Source organism: Kitasatospora sp. NPDC048545, assembly GCF_040651155.1.
Lineage (GTDB): Bacteria > Actinomycetota > Actinomycetes > Streptomycetales > Streptomycetaceae > Kitasatospora.
Map to the genome: position 1 here is coordinate 1 of NZ_JBEZIQ010000039.1, position 18,042 is coordinate 18,042.

Here is an 18,042-nt window from a genome sequence, read left to right on the forward strand (position 1 = left end):
GGCAGGCCCCCCTGGGTCTGCCACCGACCGGGGTGCCTGCGCCCCCTTCGGGGCGCAGGTGGGGTAAGGACTCCTTACCCCACAACTTGCTCCGCCAGGAGCCTGATCACGGTCACTTTCCGGTGCCTGCGTGGTGCCGTCCTGGTCGGAGGCGGTCACCGGCTCGCCTCGCTGTCGCGCTGGCGGACGTCGAGGAGGAGGTCCTCGACGAAGTCGAGGGCGAGGACGGGATGGTGGAGGGTCCAGGGGCGGGAGTTCGGGCCGCGCTGGATGCTGCGGGCACCGTCCGGGTTGGTCTCGACGCGGTCGAGGTGTCCGCGCTGGGTGAGGACGGCGAGCCAGGAGTCCGCCTCGGCCCAGGTGGCGGGGGTGGTGCGCATGGTGGGGTGCTCCCGGATGGTGGTGGTGCGGGCAGGTGACCGGCCGGGGTGACCTGGTCGGTCACCCCGGTGCTCGGGTGTCGGTCAGTTCCGGTCGGTGGTGACCGGCTGACCGGGTTGCGGCCGGAGCTGGGCCATCAGGTCGGTCAGCGTGGCGCTGGACAGGGGGATCTTCTGACCTCGGATCGCTTCGGCGACCACCTTGCGGGTCAGCCTGCCGTTCTCCGGCGAAGCCTGCCGTGCGATGGCCAGCAGGTCATCGGTGTCCAGGTCAGGACGGCGGTCACTGTCCCGGTCAGTGACCGGCGGGTCGGTCACCTCGGCGAGGCTGACCGTCGCGGTGGTGACCGGCATGTTGTCCACCGGTCGGCCCGTGACCGGTTGACCGCTCAGGTCAGAGGGTTTGCCCAGACTGACCGCGCTGACCGGGGTCAGCGCCGACTGACCACCGGCTGCGGTGGCCCGGCGGCCGACCGGCCGCTCTGCACCGGGGTGACGCCCGCTGCCCTGAGCGCCGGTCAGCACCGCCAGCCGCTCGGTCAGACCGGCCTCGACGCTGACCTGACCGAGGTCAGGGGTGACCTGACCTCGGTCGGCCTCGGCCAATCGGTCACCCTTGCCGTCCCGGCCGGCGGGGCTGACCGGTCCGCGGGCGATGAGGATGTAGAGGTGGACGGCGCCGGCCAGGGCGAGCGGGGCGATGGTGGAGAGGACCGCGACCACCGAGTCGCCGAGGCGCAGGCCCGTGGTGGCGCTCTGCTCGTTGAGCCGCACGGCGTGCAGGGCGTTGGCCCACAGGCTCGCTCCGGTGGCGGTGCCGAAGAGCAGCCAGACGTACATGCGGGCCCGCAGCGGGGCATCCCGCATCACGAGCAGGGCGCGCACCCCGTAGGCGATGAAGCCGTCGATCACGAGCGGGAACACGTAGGTGAGAAGGCCCCGCACATGGATGGCAACGGCCATCTGCTGCAGCGCGTCGTAGCTGAGCGCGCAGCCCGCGCCGCCGAGGGCGATGACGACGGCCCGGTCCCAGCCGGTGACGTGCGCGGGGTTCGGGGTGGTCGCGGTGGTGGCGCTCATGCGGCCGTCCCGAAGTCGTCGCGGTGCAGTTGGTCGGTGGCGCCCTGGTCAGCCGAGGCGGTGCGGGTGGCCTGTTCGGCGATCTGGCGGTGGCGGATCGCGCGGCGGGTCTCGCGGTAGAGCTTGAGGGCGTGCTCCGGGCTGATCTTGAGGAGCCAGGCGAGGCGCTCGACCGGCACGTCCTGGCGGTATCCGGCGAGGACGACCGCGCGGCGCTCGGCGCGGGTGATGTGGATGTCGCGCCCGGCCAGCACGGCGTTGACCCGGCTGTAGTCGAGGCGTTCATTGAGCCTGGTGTGCAGGGGTTCGCGCTCCTCCTCGGTGAGGCCGCCCCGGATGCCGTGGGTATCGCCCGTCTCCAGAGCGGCGTCCAGGCAGGCGCGGGCGGCCGGGCACTGGGCGCACAGGGCCTTGGCCGTGGTGATCGCGGCCGTGTCCTCCGGGCCGGGGAAGAAGACTTCGGGGTCGACGGGGTTGTACTCGGTCGGGATGCAGACGGCCTGGTCCTGCCAGGTCTGGTCGCCCAGTGCGCGGTGGCGGACAGGACGGGTCGTGGTGGTCATGCGGGGTTGCTCCGATCGCTCTCCGCGCGCAGGGCGGCGTCGGCGGAGAGGGCGCTGGGTCGGTGAAGGGTGGGCGGCTCGCCGTGGGGCGGCCGGGCGCGGCGGCGGCTCAGGCGGCACGCTGGAGGCGTCTGCGGTCGATCGGCTCGAAGCTGACCCGGGTGGTCATCTGTGCGAGCCGGGAGGTGACGCGGTCACCGAGGCAGGTGCGGAGGTCCTTGATCGGCAGGTTGCTGGTGATCAGGGTCGGGAGCATGTAGTTGTAGCGGCGGTTGATCAGCCGGTACGTCTGCTCTTCGACGAACTCGCTCGACTTGGCGGCGCCGAGGTCGTCGAGGATTAGCAGCGGCACCCGGCTGTAGGCGGCGAGGACCCGCTCGGCGTCGGTGTCCGAGCCGGGGCGGAGTTCGGCGTAGAGGTCCGCGGCGGTGGTGGCGCGCCAGCGCACACCGATGCCGGCCTCGACCAGGCGGCGGACCGCGCCGTACGCCTCGTGGGTCTTCCCGGCGCCGACGACCCCGGCCATCAGCAGGCTGGGGCCTGTGGCGACCTGGCGTCGAGCGCCCAGGCCCGGAGCAGTGGCCTCGGCGACGACCTGCCGCACCCAGGCCAGGACCTGCCGGTTCGTGGCGACCGCTTCACGGTAGCGCGGCGGCAGCCCGGCGGACAGGGCCTCCTCCGGAGAGTAGGGTTCCGGAGCGTCCGGGAGGGCGTCGACCGTGTGCTGCTCGATGCCCCGGGACGCGAGGATGCGGGCCATCCGGTCGAGCGCCGAGGGCGCGGTGGCGAGGGTCTGCGGGTCGCGGTGGGTGCGCATCACAGCTCCTCGGCGTAGGCGGCGACGGCGTCGACCGGGTTGGTCCACGCCTGGTGAGCGGGCACGTTAGGCCGGAATCCCGGTCGCGCCAAACCGGCGCTTCGTGCGTTCATGGCGTCGTTGACCAGGCTCGGCAGCCGCGAGGGGTGGCCCTGGATCTCGGCGAAGCGCCGCAGCCCGGCGCGGACGTGCTCGGCGGCGATGCCCTCGTCCAGAAGCTTCTTGACGACCTTGCCGAGGTGGCCGAGCACGTCGCCCGGCGGACGCTCGGCGCAGGCGGCGACGTACTCGCCGATCAGCTGGCCGCCCGAGACGATGTCCGCGTCAGGCGCCTCGCGCCCCGTAGGGAAAGAAGATCCAGGATCCAAGATCCTAGATCCAGGCGCCGAGGCCTCCGGGAGGGTTCGGCGAACCTTCAGGGAGCCTTCGCCGAACGCCCTCTGACCTGCGGTTTTCCTAGGGGCCGGAACCGGCTTGCGCTCGGCCTCGACTGCCGGGACGACCGTTTCCGCAGTGCACGGAACCGTCTGCGTAGCGGGTGCCGGGAAGGACTCGTGCGGCTGCTGGAGGGCTGCCGGAGTGTTCGCCGAGGTTTCGCCGAACACTCGGAGAGCGCTCGCGGCATCGTCGAGTCGGGGCCCTCGAGTGTCAGCGAGGGCGGCCTGCTGGATGCAGGGGCCCTTGCAGACGCCGCACCGCTCCGGCTCGCAGTGCGGGCACGCGGGCAGCCTCGACAGACTCGGCTTGTCGATCTTCTGGTGGTTGCGCCAGGTCGGGTAGTGGAAGTACTTCCGGCCGTCGCAACCGACGTACCGGCAGATGGCACCGGCGGAGGCGAGCTGCCTGAGGTGTTCCTCGACGTCCGCCCTGCCAATCTCGTCACGCATCGGCCAGATGACGCCGTAGACGATCGCCGCGTTGTCGCGGTGGCGGCCGTGGTCGTCGGCGTGGTTGGTCATCCCGAGGAAAGTGACCATCGCCGGGATGGAGACTTCAGCGAGGGTCTCGCTGACCCAGGTCTCCGGCTTGATCGAGCGTATGCGCGCCACGTCAGTAGCCCCGGGCGGACTCTACGGTGCCGACGCCGGGCCGTGGCCGGCTCGGGCTCGTCGCCGGGTCGTCGTGGGTTCCGTTCGGTTTGGCAGACATGCGATACTCCGTGGTTCGTAGGAGCGCGCGGGCGGTCTCTCGTGCAAAGAAGTCCCGCTGCTCGCGCGGTAGCGAATTGGCGCCCCTGGCGCCGGCCCGGCGTCCAGGAGTTGGTAGCTCCCGGACGCCGGTCGCATTTCCGGACGTTGCGACTCGGCAGCGCGCCCATCTCCACCATTCAGCTCGCTGACCAGCAGAGACGGACTTTGGTGCGTCACATCGCGATCAACGTACACCAAAGTACGCGAGGCGGGGAGACTAAAGTGCGCCCAGCCTGCGCGACGGCACCAGGGACGCACTAGAGTGCGTGTAACGCCACACCCTGATGGAGTACGCCATGGGAGAGATCCAGTCCAGACTGAACCGCCTGTTCGAGGCCTGCCCACACCCCAGCGGGCGACAGTTCACGAACCAGGAGGTGGCCGACCTGACAGCAGCTTGGGCCGCAGCGGCCGGCAACCCGTCGGCGAGCGTCAGCGCCAGCCTGATCCAGAAACTGCGCAGCGGCGCGAAGGGGAATCCGACGGCAGGGACGCTGAAGGCCCTCGCCGCGGTGTTCAAAGTGCGGGCGAGCTACTTCATCGATGACGAAGAGCCCGCTGCCCCCACGAGCGATGCGCCGGCCACCCGGCAGGACCTGGAGCAGCTGATCAAGGACGAGGACGTCCGGAACCTCGCCCTCCGCGCCAACGGCCTGTCCAAGGAGACCCTCTCCACCCTTGCCGGGTTCATTGAGCGCGCCCGCTCCCTGGAGGGACTTGAGGACGAAAAGGCTCCGCGCAACAACTAGGGCCACCCACCCCGCTTGATCATCTAATTCGAAATCAGATGACGTTTCGATAACGCAGGGCATCACTGTCAGTAGCCCTATATCGCCACCGCGTCGTTCCCCTCGCGCCCGCGCGAGTCGCGCCATAACGCTCCGCAGTCCCATGACCTCAAAAGTTGCACCGGTCACAATCGGTTGATCCGCCGCTCGCCTATGCTTTCAGCGCCGGGCCAAAGGGAGCGAAGAAGCAATTCAGGGCGGGAAAAGGATCATGCGTAACTGGCGCAGGAAGAGCGGCGACGATGACAGGGAAAGCACTGACTTCTCCGCCGTCGCAGCAACCCTCGACATACCGCTCCCGTTCACCATCGAGAAGCTGTGCGACAGCATCGCCGGCGCCCGCGAGCGGCCGATCCACATTCACGCGATAGAACACGAAGGCTCATCGAGCAAGGCGCCCTGCGGTGCCTGGATCGCGCTGGAAAAGGCGGATCACATCTTCGTGGAGAACGCGACGAGTCCACTGCACCGGTCCCACATCATCCTGCATGAGCTGTGCCACATGCTGCTCGGCCACTCCTGCCTTCCCACGGATACACACGAGGCGTCGCCCGTCAGCGCCGCGCAGCGCCATAGCCTCGCGGAGGTCCTCTCCGTCGAGGAGTGGGCCGGATTTCCGATCAACCGGATCGTCAGCCTTCTCGGCCGCACGAGTTACACGCACGCTGACGAAAAGGCGGCGGAGGGGCTTGCCGGCGTGCTCGCACGCAGAATTCGCCAGACGGAGGAAGCCGCGCAGCGCCCCACTGACCCCCTGTCAAGTCATCTTCTGAAAGCACTGACCGAGTAGCCGGACATGACTGTAATCAATCTGAGCGTGTGCATCGCTCTCTGGGCGATCACGATATGGCGGGCGCCAGGTGCTTGGCGGAACACCGATAAGCGGTCACTGTGGGCAGCCTTCTTCGTGCTCGCCTGCGAGATGTGCTTCTCCACCGACAGCGCTTCGAGGTGGCTCGACAGGACCTTCGGAATCCACAGCTTCTCCGCATTGCTGAAGCATGCGGCCGCGGTTAGCGCTGCGGCTTTCGTCCTGGAATTCCTGGCCGACGCGGCGGCGACTTCACGGCCGACCACCGTTGCGAACCGAAAGGGGCGGATGCGCGCCGGAGTCGTCATCCCGCTGGCCACGCTCACTGTGATGGTCACGCTGTTCGCACTGGCCGACCGGCCCGACGAAGCACTCGACCTGATGACCGCCTACCCCCACGACTCCCTGGTACTGGCCTACGTCCTGCTGTGGACGACGTACTTCGGCTGGGCCATGCTGACGGCCTCACGGCTCTCGTGGCAGTGGTCTCGCGGACCGGGACCCCTGTTGCTCCACCGGGGCCTGGGGCTGATCTGCCTCGGCACGAGCATCGGAATCGTCTATGCGGCGCACCGAGCCTCCATGCTCTTCTTCGCCCGGTTCGACCTCCACCCGGTGCCGGCAGCGACGGACATCGCATTGAACGGTCTGCTCGCCCTCGTGCCGCTGCTCCTGATCTCCGTCGGTAGCACCATGCCCACCTACCCCAAGGCGAGGGCTGCCGTCCGTCGATACCGCCACCTGACCGAGCTCTACCCACTGTGGGAACACCTCAGCGAGGCCGTTCCGCACGTCCGGTACCGGCACAAGCGGCACCGGATCCGCGACGCCCTCGACGTCCGCGGCGTTCGAGACCGCCTGTACCGACGCACCATCGAGATCCGCGACGCCATGCTGATACTGAACGGCCACGCACCGACGTCCCTGCGGCTGCGCGCCGCAGACCACGTCGAGGACGCAGGACTCACCGGCCCGACTGCGGTCACGGCTGCGGACGCGTGCTGGCTGCGGGCCGCCCGCGAGGCCCACACCGCCGGCCTCGCCCGATCAGGCAGTCCCGAGGTACCGGAACAGGCAGGAAGCGATCTCGACACCGAGGTCCGCCTTCTCCTCGCGCTGTCCGACGCCTACTTCACCGACATCGCCTGCACCTTCGCCCGAGACCACCTTGAGCGGCTCGGCAGCACCCGTCCCCTCTCTGCTGGAGCCACCCCGTGACCTTTGCACCACCCGCACCACCGGCCTTCTCGGACTGCACCCCGATCCAGAAGACCGCCAAGATCATCACGGACGTCCTCGCTCCGGCCAACCTGGTCACTGCACTCCTCCTGCTCGTGGGCTGGCACAGCACTCAGTCCTGGTCCGGCCTCGGCTGGGGACTGGTGGCCGCCCTGTTCTGCGGTGTCATCCCCATCAGCATCGTGCTGCTCGGGGTCAAGCGCGGAGGCCTGACCGACAAGCACATCCGGGTCCGTCGACAGCGGGTCGTACCGATGACCCTCAGCCTCGTCTCCGTCGTCGCCGGCATCATCCTGCTGTACGTCCTGGGCGCCCCCGCCGACGTCTCCGCGCTGGTGGTCGCCATGCTCGTCGGGCTCGTCTCCTCCCTGCTGGTCACCACCGGTTGGCAGATCTCGATCCACAACTCGGTCGCCGGCGGAACCGTCATGATCCTTCTGCTGGTCTTCGGCCCCTGGATGCTCCCCACAGCCCTCGGCGCGGCCGCCATAGGCTGGTCCCGCACGGTCCTCAAGGCACACACCATCGGGCAGATCCTCGCCGGCACCGCCCTGGGCGGAACGTCAGCGCTGGCGTTCGTGCTTCTTCGCTGAGAACAACGCCCGCGCACCGAGTCCTGGCAGCTCTGCCGCCCCGGGCGCTGCCGTCGTCCGCCGACGCATCACCGGACACCTACCACTGGGGGCGCCACGAGCTCGGGTGACAGAGAGCCACGGTCAGAGGATCACCGCCGGATCGACTCCTCGACCACCGTGAGAGCCACCTCCCACGGGTACGCCTCCGGTCGTCCCTGGCCAGGGGCGTTCGGGACGAAGCCTCCTTCGCCGAGCAGTACCGAACGCCGGCCTCGCGCAGGGTGGCGACGCTCCTCGGGAACTGGGGGTGCCCGGTGAGAGCGGTGTTCGTACACGGCATCACCGTCAGCGGAATGCCCTTGGCGATCGCCTCGGCCGCGAACCCTATGACCCAGGAGGTCGTGATGCCTTGGGCCAGGCTGTTGATGCTGTTCATCGTGGCGGAGGCGAACAGGATCGCATCGGCGGGCGGAAGCAGGTCCGGGTCGCCCGGGCGTCGCTGGCCTGGCCCTGCTGCCCGCCGGCATCCTGTTCGCCGTCGTACCGGTCCCGGCTGCCGAGGTCCACGCCGCGGCGCGAACCGACCAACCCCAGCAGATCGACCGCTATCTCAGCCGCGTGCTCGGCGGGTGTTCACCCGAGACCTGCTGGCGGCGGGCCTGGTGGCCCGCAGCGGCGCGGGCGACGTCCGCGTCGAACCCGCGGACTCCCGGCACGTCCACCTCGCCCTCGGTGACGGCGGCGGGGCGGTGGCCCTGCTCCGCGTCCGGAGGGATGACATCGCCGGGTTCCTGACGGGACGGGTGCATCGCCCTGCTGCTCGACCGCGGGGGCTCCCCCGCCTCCTGAGCGCACGCCGCGGCGAGGCTGCGGCCCGCCGTGTCCAGGCCGCTCACGCCCCGCACGAGAACGTGCCGGACGGCTGCCCGGCTGCCGGCCTCGGAAACAGGGACCGCGGCCGGTCCCGGCCGTCGAGGGGCCCGAGCATCCTTACCCGCCGCGTTTCCACCCCTCCGGCCCGGGCAGCCACGACCGACGGAGCCCGATCCGTGCACGCCTGCACCGCACGCCGGTGGCACCCACGGCCACGAGCGTCTCCTCACGTTCCCGCGTCGCGCGCACGGTGGCACCGCGCCTCCCGCCGAACCGCCCACGAACACCCGGCCGGGCCCGCCGCGACCAAGCGACCGGCACGCGCCGTACATGACCCCGGCCGTCACGGGCACCCGCAGGACATGGACACACATCAGGTGGAAGCGGAACGCAAGTACGGCGGGGCCGCGCTCCCGCCGAAGCTCGACCGGGTGGAGGGCGTCAGGACCGCCCGACCTGCTGCTCCCCAGGAACTCGACGCCGTCTACTACGACACCCCGGACCTGCGTCTCCTGCACCGACACATCACCCTGCGCCGGCGCACCGGAGGCGACGACGCCGGCTGGCACCTCAAGCTGCCGCGTACCGAGGACGAACGCCAGGAGGTCCGGTTGCCGGTGGGCACCGGCGGCCCCCGTGACGTCCCGGCCGAGCTCGCCGAGCGCGTGGCCGCCTTCACCCGCGGCACCGCGCTCTCCCCGGTGGCCCACCTGCGCACCCACCGGTCCCGGCTACGGCTGTGCGACGGCGGGGGGAACACACTCGCGGAGGTCACCGAGGACCGGGTCGCGGCGCAGGTCCTCGACGCGGACCGCGCCGGCCCCGTCCCGGCAAGCACTCGACCCACAGGACCGGGCGGGACGGACCCGTCTGCCGGGACGAGCACGGACGTCCGGACGTGGACGGAGTTCGAGGTCGAGCTGGACCACGGCACGCCGGCGCTCCTGGACCGGATCGAGGCCGTGTTCACCGACGGTGGCCTGACCCGCTCGCCCTGGCCCTCGAAGCTCTCCCAGGCGCTCGACGAGGCCCCCGCCTCCGGGGGTGGGTCCCCGTCCGGTCCGGCACCCGGAACCGCCGGTGCCCTCGTCATGGCCGGGTTCCGCGCCCAGCTCGGGGCGCTCCTGGCCCTCGACGCCGCCGTCCGCACGGGCGAGGAGGACTCGGTCCACCGCATGCGGGTCACCGCACGCCGGCTGCGGAGCCAGCTCAAGGCCCACAAACGGCTCTTCGACCGCAGGCAGACCGAACCACTGGAGGTCGAACTGCGCAGGCTCGGGCGGCTGCTCGGGCGGGCCCGCGACCAGGAGGTGCTCGGCGAGCTGCTGGTCGACGGGCTGGACGCGGTACCCGCCGGGCAGCACGGGGGCGAGCTCCGCGGCCAGCTCACCGAGCGGTACGCCTGCGGCTACCGCAGCGCCTGGCGGCAGGCCGTCGCCGAACTCGACGGCACCCGCTACTTCACCCTGCTGGAACGACTCGACGCCTTCGCCGCCGACCCGCCCCTGCGCGGCCGCGCCGATCGGAAGGCCCGCCGGTACCTGTCCGATGTCCTGCGGCACGAGCAGCGCCGGACCGTCGAACGCCTCGACCACGCGCTGCACACCGCCCCGGGCCCGGACCGCGACCGGGCGCTGCACGACGCCCGCAAGGCCGCCAAACGTGCCCGGTACACCGCGGACCACGCCCAACCACACCTCCCGCGGGACCGGGCGAAGCGGGTGGCGAGGTTCGGCGCCCGGATGAAGAAGCTCCACAAGGTCCTCGGCACCCATCAGGACAGCGTGGTGGCCCGCCACGAACTGATCGCCCTCACCACGAGCGGGGACAGGGCCGGCCGACGGCACGCCTTCGCCTACGGCCTGCTCCACGAACACCATCGCCACATCGCGGAGGCCGCACAGCGACGACTTCCGAAGCTGCGCCACCGGGCCGCCCGGCGCAAACTCAGCCGCCTGCCCTGACCTGCGGCCGACCGGCGTGAGGAGGCACGGTCGCGGAGCGGGTCGAAGTCCGGAGGCTGACCGATCAGGAGGACAGCAGTTACAGCGGATCGTGCGGCGGGGCAGCACCAGCCCGGTGCGCTTCCGGCGGGCGGCGGTGCTGCTGGCCTCGGCCGGCGAGAACCGGGCCCGGTGACCGCCCAGCTGGTGCAGGCCGACGAAGACACGGTGCGGGACGTGATCCACCGGTTCAACGAGAACAACAACGTCCACCCGTGCCTCACCCCGACCAACGCCTTCCGGGCAGAAGATCGAGACGCACTTCGGACCGCCGTGACAGCTCCCCCTCGCCAACTGCAACCATCCGAACCACACCGTCCGAACCCGCGAACCCCACCGCTACCCGAGATCGACGCCAGGCACTCCGCCTGAAGATCGCCGAGGAGCCGCAACAGTCGGCGTCATCTACGTCGCCCACGGCGGCTCAGTGGCCGCGTCAGGTACGGAACGCCGTGCCGCATCCCGAGACCGCCCGACCAGGTCCCGCCGTGAACGGGACAGGCGGAGGAGTCACGTCACGCTGTCGGTCCGCGTCCCGAGCCCGAGGGAGGCCACCCGCGCGGCCGCCGGACCACGCGGACCCCGCGCGAAACCGGCGAGGGCCGTACAGATCCGGGGTTGTCGTCGTGGCGCACAGTCGGGCCGGTCCCGCGCAGACGATCGGCATTCGTTGTTCGCCGGCCGCCGGATGCGGTCAACTCGAAGGGCAGAGAAGGCCTGACAAGGCTGCGGGTGCGCGAGCGGCGGTTCGCGATCGCCGAGCACGGCCGACGCCGTGATCTCGATCCCCGCGCGCACCCTTCCCTCCTCCGTCTGCTCGTGCTGCCCGTGGTCGACCGGGTGAGGGCCCGTCAGCGCGCGGGCTCGGATTCACCGGGGTGGTGGCGGCGGCCCGGGCGCCGGACGGGGCGGCTCGGGTTCTGGAGCGGGCGGACCGGGAGGTGCAGGCGGCTCGACCGGTCCGGGAGGACCGGGGGGCTCGACGGGCTCCGGCGGCCCGGGCGGCGCTGGCGGTGGGGGCGGCGGCACCGGGGTGGTGTCGGGGTCGGGCGGGACGGGAACGGTGCCCATGAGTGCTGCTCCTAGCGGCCGAGAGCGTGTTCGAGTTCCTTCTTGTTCATCGTCGAACGGCCGTGGATGTTGCGCTTCTTGGCCTCGTTGTACAGCTGCTCCTTGGTGGGGCCCTGCGGGCCGCTGTGCGAACGCTGCCCGCCGCGCCGGGAGGACGAGATGTCGTCGAGCGAGCTGCGGCTGGCGGTCTTCGACTCCCCGTGCCGGGCACGTTCCTTGTTCACCGTGCGGGCCGCGATCTCCTCGGCGCGCTTCTCGCTCTCGCCGCGATCCAGCACACTGTCCTTGATGTGCTCGTACTGACGTTCTCGCTTCTTGTTCGAACCAGCGGGCATGGCCGCTGACTCCTGACCTTGTGACTGCTGGAGGCGGGTGTCCCGCATCCGTGAAACGAATCCTGCGAATGGGCCCGGCCGTCGAAGCGGCCGTGCGCCCCGAAGTCCCGCAGGGTGCCCACCGGGGTGAAGAGGTTTCCCGGGTCACCGGTGGGCTGCCGTTCGTCGGTCTGCTGGGAGCCGCACCCGGTGCGGGCCGGGTAGCGGTCCAGCAGGCCCGGGACTACCGCATTGGCGATCAGGGCGAGCCGGTCGCCCCGGGCGGCGAACGCCAGCCCGCAGGCGCGCCCGATCCCTCCGCTCGCGCCGGTCACGACGACGGTGCGGTTCGCGGCGTTGGCGTGATTCGTCATGGGGCGCGGCTTTCCCGGATCCGCGACCGTAAACGGGCGATCGGGTGCGGTGGTGCGTGCGGGCGCGGCCTGGGGGCCGTAGCGTCGGACCGTTCGGACTTCGGTGACGAGGAGGCGGCTGATGCCGGCCACAGCGCTGTTCGATGTCGACGGAACCCTGCTGGACACCAGCTACTGGCACACGGTCGCCTGGACCGAGGCCCTCGCCCAGTTCGGCCACTATCCGGCGATGGCTCGCATCCACGGGGCGATCGGCATGGGCGGCGACCAGCTCTTGGACCACGTGCTCGGCGAGGACCGCGACCGCGGTGAGGACGACGCCGTCAGTACGGCTCACCAGGCCCTGTTCGCCCGCCTGTGGCCCGGACTGCGGGCCTTCGACGGCGCCGCGGACCTGCTGCGGGAACTGAACCGGCGTGGCTGGCGGATCGTCCTGGCCTCGTCCGCCTCCGGTCGCGACCTGGCGGTGATGCGCCGGGTCCTGGACGCTGACGAGGTCATCGACGCCGCCACCAGCGCGGACGACGTGGACGCCGGCAAGCCAGCCCCCGATCTCGTTCACGCCGCCCTCGACAAGGCCCGTGCCGAAGCCGGGCAGGCGCTGTTCGTCGGCGACACCCCGTGGGACGTGCAGGCCGCCGCCCAGGCCGAGGTGCCCCGCATCGCCGTGCTGTCCGGCGGCTTCGGCGAGCGGGCGCTGCGCGCGGCCGGCGCCCTCGAGGTCCACACCACGGTCGCCGATCTCCTGACCGGCCTCGACGCCAGCGCGCTCGCCGACCCGAGCCGCTACGCCGGGTCCCGGTAGAACACGCTCACGTGGACGGCACATCCGACGGGGCGTACACGGTCTCGGCCGAGTTCTACGACCTGCTCCAGGCCGAGACCGATCGCCGCCGGGCGCGGCGGTGGTTCGCCGAAGCCGCCCGCGGTGCCCGGCACGGGATCCTCGACATCGGCGCGGGCACCGGCATCGTCACCGAAGTCCTGCTGGACGCGGGCACCGCGCCCGTCCACGCCGTCGAGCCCTCCGCAGCGATGCGCACCGGCCTGCTGACCCGTGTGGCCGCCCTGGGCGCCGACCGGCGCGCCCGCCTGACCTTGCACCCCGAACCCGTCGAGGCCGCCGGCCTGCACGAGGTGGCGGACCTGGCGGTGGCCTCGAACGTCATCGCCTGCCTCTCCCCCGCCGTCCGCCGCGCCGTGTGGCCCGCGGTCCGTCGGGCCCTGGTTCCGGGCGGGCTACTGCTCTTCGCCCCGCCACCCGCGGACCTGCCCTCCGGGTGCGGGGGCGGCGGCCGGCTCGGCCCGGTCCGGGTGGGCCCCGACCTCTACTCGGCCCGCATCACGCGCGCGAGGGACAGGGGCGTCGTGCGGGTGGTCTTCACCTACCGCTGTGAGCGCGACGGGCGCGTGCTGCGCGAGGAGCGGGAGGTGTTTCGCATGTGGCCGGCCGGGGCGCGGCAGATCGGAGCGGAGCTCGAAGCCGGGGGTCTGCACGTGGTGCAGGCCCCCGGTCCCGATCTGATGGCCGCGTACCGGCCGTCACGATGAGGCGGACGGACGGCCCCGGGTGGCTCTGGTTCCCGCTGCTGTCGGCGGCCGCCGGGGCGCCGCGCACCGGTGCCCGCACCGGGCACGCGACCTCGGACGGTGAGGGCCCGGCACCGGTTTCGACTCAGTAGCCGAGGGTGGGCAGGACCAGCTCGCGGTAGGCATCGAAGAAGGCGCCCTGGTCGGGGCCCACCTGCCCGACGTACACCTCGTCGAATCCGGCCCGCGCATAGGCGCGCACCGTCTCCGCGTGCTCCTCCACATCGTCCCCGCAGGTGACCGCCCGCGCCACCTGCTCGCGTGTGACCAGCTCGGAGGCCTGCTCGAAGTGCGCCGGGGTCGGAAGGAGTTGGGCGAGCTCCCCGGGCAGCAGTTCGGTCGGCCACAGCCGGTGCACCGTGTCGACGGCCTCCTCGCGGTCCCTGCCCCAGCACACCTTCACCCCGCCCACCACCGCCTTGCCCTTGCCTCCGCCCTCACGGAACGCGCCCACCAGGTCCGCGTCCGGCGTCATCGTGACGAATCCGTCGCCGATCCGCCCGGCCAGTTCGGCGGCCTTCGGGCCGAAGCCCGACACGAGGACCGGCAGCGGGCCGTCAGGGGCGGTGTAGAGACGGGCGTTGTCGACCGTGTAGTGCCGCCCGCGATGGTTGACCAGGTCGCCGGTGAACAGCTTGCGCATCACCTCCACGGCCTCCGTCAGCATGTCCGCGCGTTCCTCGAAGGACGGCCACCGGTCGCCGAGGACATGCTCGTTCAGGGCCTCGCCCGTGCCGACACCCAGCGCGAAGCGCCCGCCGAGCAGGACGCTGGACGTCGCGGCGGCCTGCGCGGTGACCGCCGGGTGCAGGCGCACCGTCGGACACGTCACCAGCGTCGTGACCGGCATGCCCACGACCTGGGACAGAGCCCCGATCACCGACCACACGAACGCGCTGTTGCCCTGCGCGTCGTTCCAGGGATGGAAGTGGTCGGAGATCGCCAACCGGGTGAACCCGGCACGCGTAGCCCGTCGGGCCTGGTAGATCAGCTCCGCCGGCGTGAACTCCTCGCACGACAGGAAGTACCCGAATTCGGTCATCGGCGCCTGCTCCTCTGCGGTTGGTTCTTCCCCCTGCTCCCTGCGGGTGCCCGAGGCGGCACGCCGCTGTCATGCCGCTCCGGCCCGCGCCGCGTGTCCGCCCCGGGGCGGCCCTGCCCGCCTGCGCGGTCACCGCCACCGCTCGTCCCCGGCCGCCCCCGGCGGGTGTGGTCGATGGTCTGGGCCAGCGCCGCGCCGAGGTAGACGGTGAATCCGACTCCGACGAACCAGGACTGGATGACCAGGACCGTGCCCACCGCCCCGTAGGACAGCGCATTGGACACGATGAGGGGCGCGAACACCAGCCGGGAGAACATCCGCAGCCCCACCAGGAACACCATGGTGGCCACCGCCCCCGGGAGCAGCGCGGCCCAGCGCACCCGCCCGGACAGCAGCAGGCGGGGCAGCCACCAGAAGACCAGCACCCCTCCCGACACGCCGGCTGTGGTGCCCAGCGCGGGCTGGGCCGCCGAACGCGGCCACAGTGTGCTGCACCAAGCGGCCAGGACGACGTACCCGGTCAGGCCCGCCAGGGCCAGGACCTGGCGCCACGCGCTCAGCCAGTGCGCGCTTCGCAGGTCCCAGACACGCTCGTAGGCGCGCTGGAGGGACGCCATCATCGTGACCCCGAAGACGGCGAGCGCCGCCAGCCCGAGAGCCGTCGTGGTGCTCAGGACCTGGCCGGGAGCCACGAACAGCTCCTTCACCCGTTTGGCGGCGCGCTGGGGTAGCCCCAGACCGTTGGTGATCCAGTCCGCGATGCCGTTGCCACGGTTCGAGGAGGCGGCGGCGATGACGATGAGCAGCGGGACGAGTGTGACGAAGCAGAGCGCGGCGAACGCCATGGAGCGCTCCAGGATCTCCGCCCGGCGGCAGCAGGCCCACATGTGCCGCCCGAATGCCGGCAGTGCGCCCTGGATGGAGTCCGAGCCCTCCGGGCCGGTCTCCGAGCCGGGATGGGCAGCCGGTCCGTCGTCCGTGGACATGGGTTCCCTGCTTCCGACGACTGGAATTCCTGGGCCACGCGGTCGTCGCTGCGGCTCCAGCTGTACGGCAACGGCCGACCGGGGTGCCTCGGACGGTGTGCGCCGGTCGCCGACGCCCGGTGTCGCCGGTCCGGCAGCGGCGAGCACACAGCCCGTGCGGGCGGTCAGCGCTGCGGGAAGCGGTGCTGTTCGACGAGGTGTACGAAGCCGTCCCAGAACGCGGGGCCGGCCTGGTCCCGCGGGCCGGCCAGGGCCACCCCGGCGAGATCGCCCGGTGTGGCGTACCCGGCGCAGCGGCACAGCTCGCTTCCGGAGCCGAGGAGGGCCACGGGCTTGCCGTGACGCAGCGCCTCGGCCAGGAACCGGACCGCGTCGGCATCGGCGGCGAGTGCTCGGTCCGCGCCGTCCGGTACCACCACGGCGTCGTACAGCACCGAGGCGGTCGTGGGCAGCGCGCGGTCCACGTCCAGGGATTCGCCGTCGGCCGCCTGGAGCCGACCGCCGCGGGAGGAGAGGGTCTCGACGACCGCGCCCGCTGCTCCGAGCCGCTCGTGGGCGGCCAGCACCTGGCCGTGGTCGACGCCTTCCGCCGCCAGCACCGCGATCTTGCGCGTGCGGATGCCGGAGGCGAGCAGGTTGTCCAGACTCAGCGCCGGGGAGGACTGCGGCCCGGTCGCCTGCGCCCGATTGTCCTGGTCCTGGTCCTGGTCGGCCGCCGGTTCGGGCACGCCGATGCGCCAGGCGACGCCCGTGGCCAGTGCACGGTCCACGTGGGTCAGGTTGGCGACCGTGCGTCGCCGTACCTCGTCGTCGGCCACCTTGCCGAGTTCGAAGGCGAACGCGGCGGTGATGTGGTCCTGCTCCCAGTCCGCCATGCTGTTCCAGAACAACGCGGCCTGGCTGTAGTGGTCGGCGAAACCCGGACTGCGCCGCCGGACGGCCGCACCGTCGATCCGCTCCTGGTAGTGCTCGAACACTCCCTCGGCGAGCCGGCCGCCGCCCAGCGTGAAGGGGCAGCCCCCGCCGACCGAGTTCGGTGCGTAGGCGGTGCCGGAGTGGATCGTCTGCTGCCCGTAGCCGTCGCGCTGGTTGTTGCGCACCTCGGCGAGTGGCCGGTTGACCGGCAGCTGGGCGAAGTTGGGGCCGCCGAGACGGATCAGCTGGGTGTCGAGGTAGGAGAAGTTGCGGCCCTGCAGCAGCGGGTCGTTGGTGAAGTCGATACCGGGCACGATGTTGGCGGTGTGGAAAGCGGCCTGCTCGGTCTCCGCGAAGAAGTTCTGCGGATTGCGGTCGAGCACCATCCGCCCGACCGGGCGCACCGGCACCAGTTCCTCCGGCACGAGCTTGGTGGGGTCCAGCAGGTCGAACGGGTAGGCGTGCTCGTCCCGCTCCGGGATCAGCTGGACGCCGAGTTCCCACTCGGGGTACTCGCCGGCCTCGATTGCCTCCCACAGGTCGCGGCGGTGGAAGTCCGGGTCGCGTCCCGCGGTCAGCTGTGCCTCGTCCCAGACCTGGCACGCCACCCCCAGCTTCGGCCGCCAGTGGAACTTCACGAAGGTGCCGACTCCTTCGGCGTTCACGAGGCGGAAGGTGTGCACGCCGAAGCCCTGCATCATCCGGTAGCTGCGCGGGATGGCCCGGTCGGACATCGCCCACATGAGCATGTGGGTGGACTCGGGCTGCAGCGAGCAGAAGTCCCAGAAGGTGTCGTGGGCGGATCCGCCGGTGGGGATCTCGTTGTGCGGTTCCATCTTCACCGCGTGCACGAAGTCCGGGAACTTGATCGCGTCCTGGATGAAGAACACCGGCATGTTGTTGCCGACCAGGTCGTAGTTGCCGTGCCGGGTGTAGAACTTGGTCGCGAAGCCGCGGACGTCGCGCACGGTGTCGGCGGAGCCGCGCGGGCCCTGCACGGTCGAGAAGCGGACGAACACCGGGGTCCGCCGGCCGGGTTCCTGGAGGAAGTCGGCGCATGTGTACTCGGCCAGCGACTCGTAGGGTTCGAAGTAACCGTAGGCGCCGGCGCCGCGCGCGTGCACCACTCGTTCGGGGATCCGCTCGTGGTCGAAGCGGGTCAGCTTCTCACGCAGCTGGAAGTCCTCCAGCAGGGTCGGCCCGCGGTCGCCGACGGTCAGGGAGTTGTCGGTGTCGTCGGCTCGCACCCCCTGGTCGGTGGTCAGCGGTCCGTCCGGATCCGGGGCCCGGAAGGGGTCCAGGGCCGTGTCCTTGGCGTCGCGTCCGGCGGCGGGCGGCCCGGGATCGTGCGGGGTCTCGGTGACCGGCGGAGCGTGCGGGCGCCCCTGGGGAGGCCCGGGGTTGGTGGTCATCTCGACGCTTCTCCGTCCT

16 protein-coding genes and 2 pseudogenes are annotated in these 18,042 nt (G+C 71.3%); 9 read left to right on the plus strand and 9 right to left on the minus strand.

Annotated features, from left to right (window positions below):
• Positions 1-155 precede the first annotated feature (155 nt).
• From AB0D10_RS30540 to AB0D10_RS30560, 5 genes are all read right to left on the minus strand, one after another.
• Positions 156-380 (minus strand): hypothetical protein, encoded by a 225-nt coding sequence (locus tag AB0D10_RS30540; protein WP_360262183.1) that lies wholly within the window; start codon positions 378-380, stop codon positions 156-158.
• 84 nt (positions 381-464) lie between these two features.
• Positions 465-1,460: a DUF2637 domain-containing protein gene (locus tag AB0D10_RS30545; protein WP_360262184.1), complete on the minus strand. Its 996-nt coding sequence runs from the start codon at positions 1,458-1,460 to the stop codon at positions 465-467.
• Positions 1,457-2,023 carry a WhiB family transcriptional regulator gene (locus tag AB0D10_RS30550; protein ID WP_360262185.1) on the minus strand — a complete coding sequence of 189 codons (567 nt, stop codon included), beginning with the start codon at positions 2,021-2,023 and terminating at the stop codon, positions 1,457-1,459. The genes AB0D10_RS30545 and AB0D10_RS30550 overlap by 4 nt, the downstream gene beginning before the upstream one ends.
• Before the next feature lie 109 nt (positions 2,024-2,132).
• Complete coding sequence (locus tag AB0D10_RS30555) at positions 2,133-2,840, minus strand: ATP-binding protein (protein WP_360262186.1); 708 nt, start codon at positions 2,838-2,840, stop codon at positions 2,133-2,135.
• Positions 2,840-3,889, minus strand: a complete 1,050-nt coding sequence (locus tag AB0D10_RS30560; protein WP_360262187.1) for a hypothetical protein — start codon at positions 3,887-3,889, stop codon at positions 2,840-2,842. Before AB0D10_RS30560 ends, AB0D10_RS30555 begins: the two co-directional genes overlap by 1 nt.
• 437 nt (positions 3,890-4,326) lie before the next feature.
• On the opposite strand from AB0D10_RS30560, the gene AB0D10_RS30565 reads away from it, so the two are divergent.
• The 7 genes and pseudogenes from AB0D10_RS30565 to AB0D10_RS30595 form a co-directional block, all read left to right on the plus strand.
• Positions 4,327-4,779, plus strand: a complete 453-nt coding sequence (locus AB0D10_RS30565; protein ID WP_360262188.1) for a transcriptional regulator — start codon at positions 4,327-4,329, stop codon at positions 4,777-4,779.
• Positions 4,780-5,029: 250 nt separating this feature from the next.
• Positions 5,030-5,608 carry a hypothetical protein gene (locus AB0D10_RS30570; protein ID WP_360262189.1) on the plus strand — a complete coding sequence of 193 codons (579 nt, stop codon included), beginning with the start codon at positions 5,030-5,032 and terminating at the stop codon, positions 5,606-5,608.
• 6 nt (positions 5,609-5,614) lie between these two features.
• Positions 5,615-6,847 carry an MAB_1171c family putative transporter gene (locus AB0D10_RS30575; RefSeq protein WP_360262190.1) on the plus strand — a complete coding sequence of 411 codons (1,233 nt, stop codon included), beginning with the start codon at positions 5,615-5,617 and terminating at the stop codon, positions 6,845-6,847.
• Positions 6,844-7,461, plus strand: a complete 618-nt coding sequence (locus tag AB0D10_RS30580; RefSeq protein WP_360262191.1) for a hypothetical protein — start codon at positions 6,844-6,846, stop codon at positions 7,459-7,461. Before AB0D10_RS30575 ends, AB0D10_RS30580 begins: the two co-directional genes overlap by 4 nt.
• Before the next feature lie 407 nt (positions 7,462-7,868).
• Positions 7,869-8,180 (plus strand): annotated as a pseudogene (locus AB0D10_RS30585) (SsgA family sporulation/cell division regulator); the annotation flags it as partial.
• Positions 8,181-8,678: 498 nt separating this feature from the next.
• The gene (locus tag AB0D10_RS30590) at positions 8,679-10,280 is read left to right on the plus strand and encodes a CYTH and CHAD domain-containing protein (protein ID WP_360262265.1); all 1,602 of its coding nucleotides are present in this window, start codon (positions 8,679-8,681) and stop codon (positions 10,278-10,280) included.
• A gap of 56 nt (positions 10,281-10,336) precedes the next feature.
• A pseudogene (locus tag AB0D10_RS30595) lies at positions 10,337-10,517 on the plus strand (helix-turn-helix domain-containing protein); the annotation flags it as partial.
• Between the two features lie 884 nt (positions 10,518-11,401).
• Here the strand turns inward: AB0D10_RS30595 and AB0D10_RS30600 are convergent.
• Positions 11,402-11,725, minus strand: coding sequence for a plasmid stabilization protein (locus AB0D10_RS30600; RefSeq protein ID WP_360262192.1), 324 nt, complete (start codon positions 11,723-11,725; stop codon positions 11,402-11,404).
• A 474-nt stretch (positions 11,726-12,199) separates the two neighbouring features.
• Here AB0D10_RS30600 and AB0D10_RS30605 point away from each other — a divergent pair, with 474 nt between their 5' ends.
• Positions 12,200-12,883: an HAD family hydrolase gene (locus AB0D10_RS30605; RefSeq protein WP_360262193.1), complete on the plus strand. Its 684-nt coding sequence runs from the start codon at positions 12,200-12,202 to the stop codon at positions 12,881-12,883.
• A gap of 11 nt (positions 12,884-12,894) precedes the next feature.
• Positions 12,895-13,629, plus strand: coding sequence for a class I SAM-dependent methyltransferase (locus tag AB0D10_RS30610; protein WP_360262194.1), 735 nt, complete (start codon positions 12,895-12,897; stop codon positions 13,627-13,629).
• A gap of 124 nt (positions 13,630-13,753) precedes the next feature.
• Here AB0D10_RS30610 and AB0D10_RS30615 read toward each other — a convergent pair whose 3' ends face one another.
• The 3 genes from AB0D10_RS30615 to AB0D10_RS30625 all read right to left on the minus strand — a co-directional run bounded on the left by AB0D10_RS30615 (position 13,754) and on the right by AB0D10_RS30625 (position 18,023).
• Complete coding sequence (locus AB0D10_RS30615; RefSeq protein ID WP_360262195.1) at positions 13,754-14,710, minus strand: TIGR03557 family F420-dependent LLM class oxidoreductase; 957 nt, start codon at positions 14,708-14,710, stop codon at positions 13,754-13,756.
• Positions 14,707-15,696, minus strand: a complete 990-nt coding sequence (locus AB0D10_RS30620) for a YhjD/YihY/BrkB family envelope integrity protein (RefSeq protein ID WP_360262196.1) — start codon at positions 15,694-15,696, stop codon at positions 14,707-14,709. Before AB0D10_RS30620 ends, AB0D10_RS30615 begins: the two co-directional genes overlap by 4 nt.
• Before the next feature lie 164 nt (positions 15,697-15,860).
• The gene (locus AB0D10_RS30625; RefSeq protein WP_360262197.1) at positions 15,861-18,023 is read right to left on the minus strand and encodes a catalase; all 2,163 of its coding nucleotides are present in this window, start codon (positions 18,021-18,023) and stop codon (positions 15,861-15,863) included.
• Between the last annotated feature and the right edge of the window lie 19 nt (positions 18,024-18,042).

Coding starts and splice junctions, on each gene's coding strand:
- AB0D10_RS30555 (WP_360262186.1), bottom strand. CDS start 2,840: ATGCGCACCCACCGCGACCCGCAGACCCTCGCCACCGCGCCCTCGGCG.
- AB0D10_RS30590 (WP_360262265.1), top strand. CDS start 8,679: ATGGACACACATCAGGTGGAAGCGGAACGCAAGTACGGCGGGGCCGCG.
- AB0D10_RS30550 (WP_360262185.1), bottom strand. CDS start 2,023: ATGACCACCACGACCCGTCCTGTCCGCCACCGCGCACTGGGCGACCAG.
- AB0D10_RS30625 (WP_360262197.1), bottom strand. CDS start 18,023: ATGACCACCAACCCCGGGCCTCCCCAGGGGCGCCCGCACGCTCCGCCG.
- AB0D10_RS30615 (WP_360262195.1), bottom strand. CDS start 14,710: ATGACCGAATTCGGGTACTTCCTGTCGTGCGAGGAGTTCACGCCGGCG.
- AB0D10_RS30575 (WP_360262190.1), top strand. CDS start 5,615: ATGACTGTAATCAATCTGAGCGTGTGCATCGCTCTCTGGGCGATCACG.
- AB0D10_RS30600 (WP_360262192.1), bottom strand. CDS start 11,725: ATGCCCGCTGGTTCGAACAAGAAGCGAGAACGTCAGTACGAGCACATC.
- AB0D10_RS30605 (WP_360262193.1), top strand. CDS start 12,200: ATGCCGGCCACAGCGCTGTTCGATGTCGACGGAACCCTGCTGGACACC.
- AB0D10_RS30540 (WP_360262183.1), bottom strand. CDS start 380: ATGCGCACCACCCCCGCCACCTGGGCCGAGGCGGACTCCTGGCTCGCC.
- AB0D10_RS30570 (WP_360262189.1), top strand. CDS start 5,030: ATGCGTAACTGGCGCAGGAAGAGCGGCGACGATGACAGGGAAAGCACT.
- AB0D10_RS30545 (WP_360262184.1), bottom strand. CDS start 1,460: ATGAGCGCCACCACCGCGACCACCCCGAACCCCGCGCACGTCACCGGC.
- AB0D10_RS30620 (WP_360262196.1), bottom strand. CDS start 15,696: ATGTCCACGGACGACGGACCGGCTGCCCATCCCGGCTCGGAGACCGGC.
- AB0D10_RS30565 (WP_360262188.1), top strand. CDS start 4,327: ATGGGAGAGATCCAGTCCAGACTGAACCGCCTGTTCGAGGCCTGCCCA.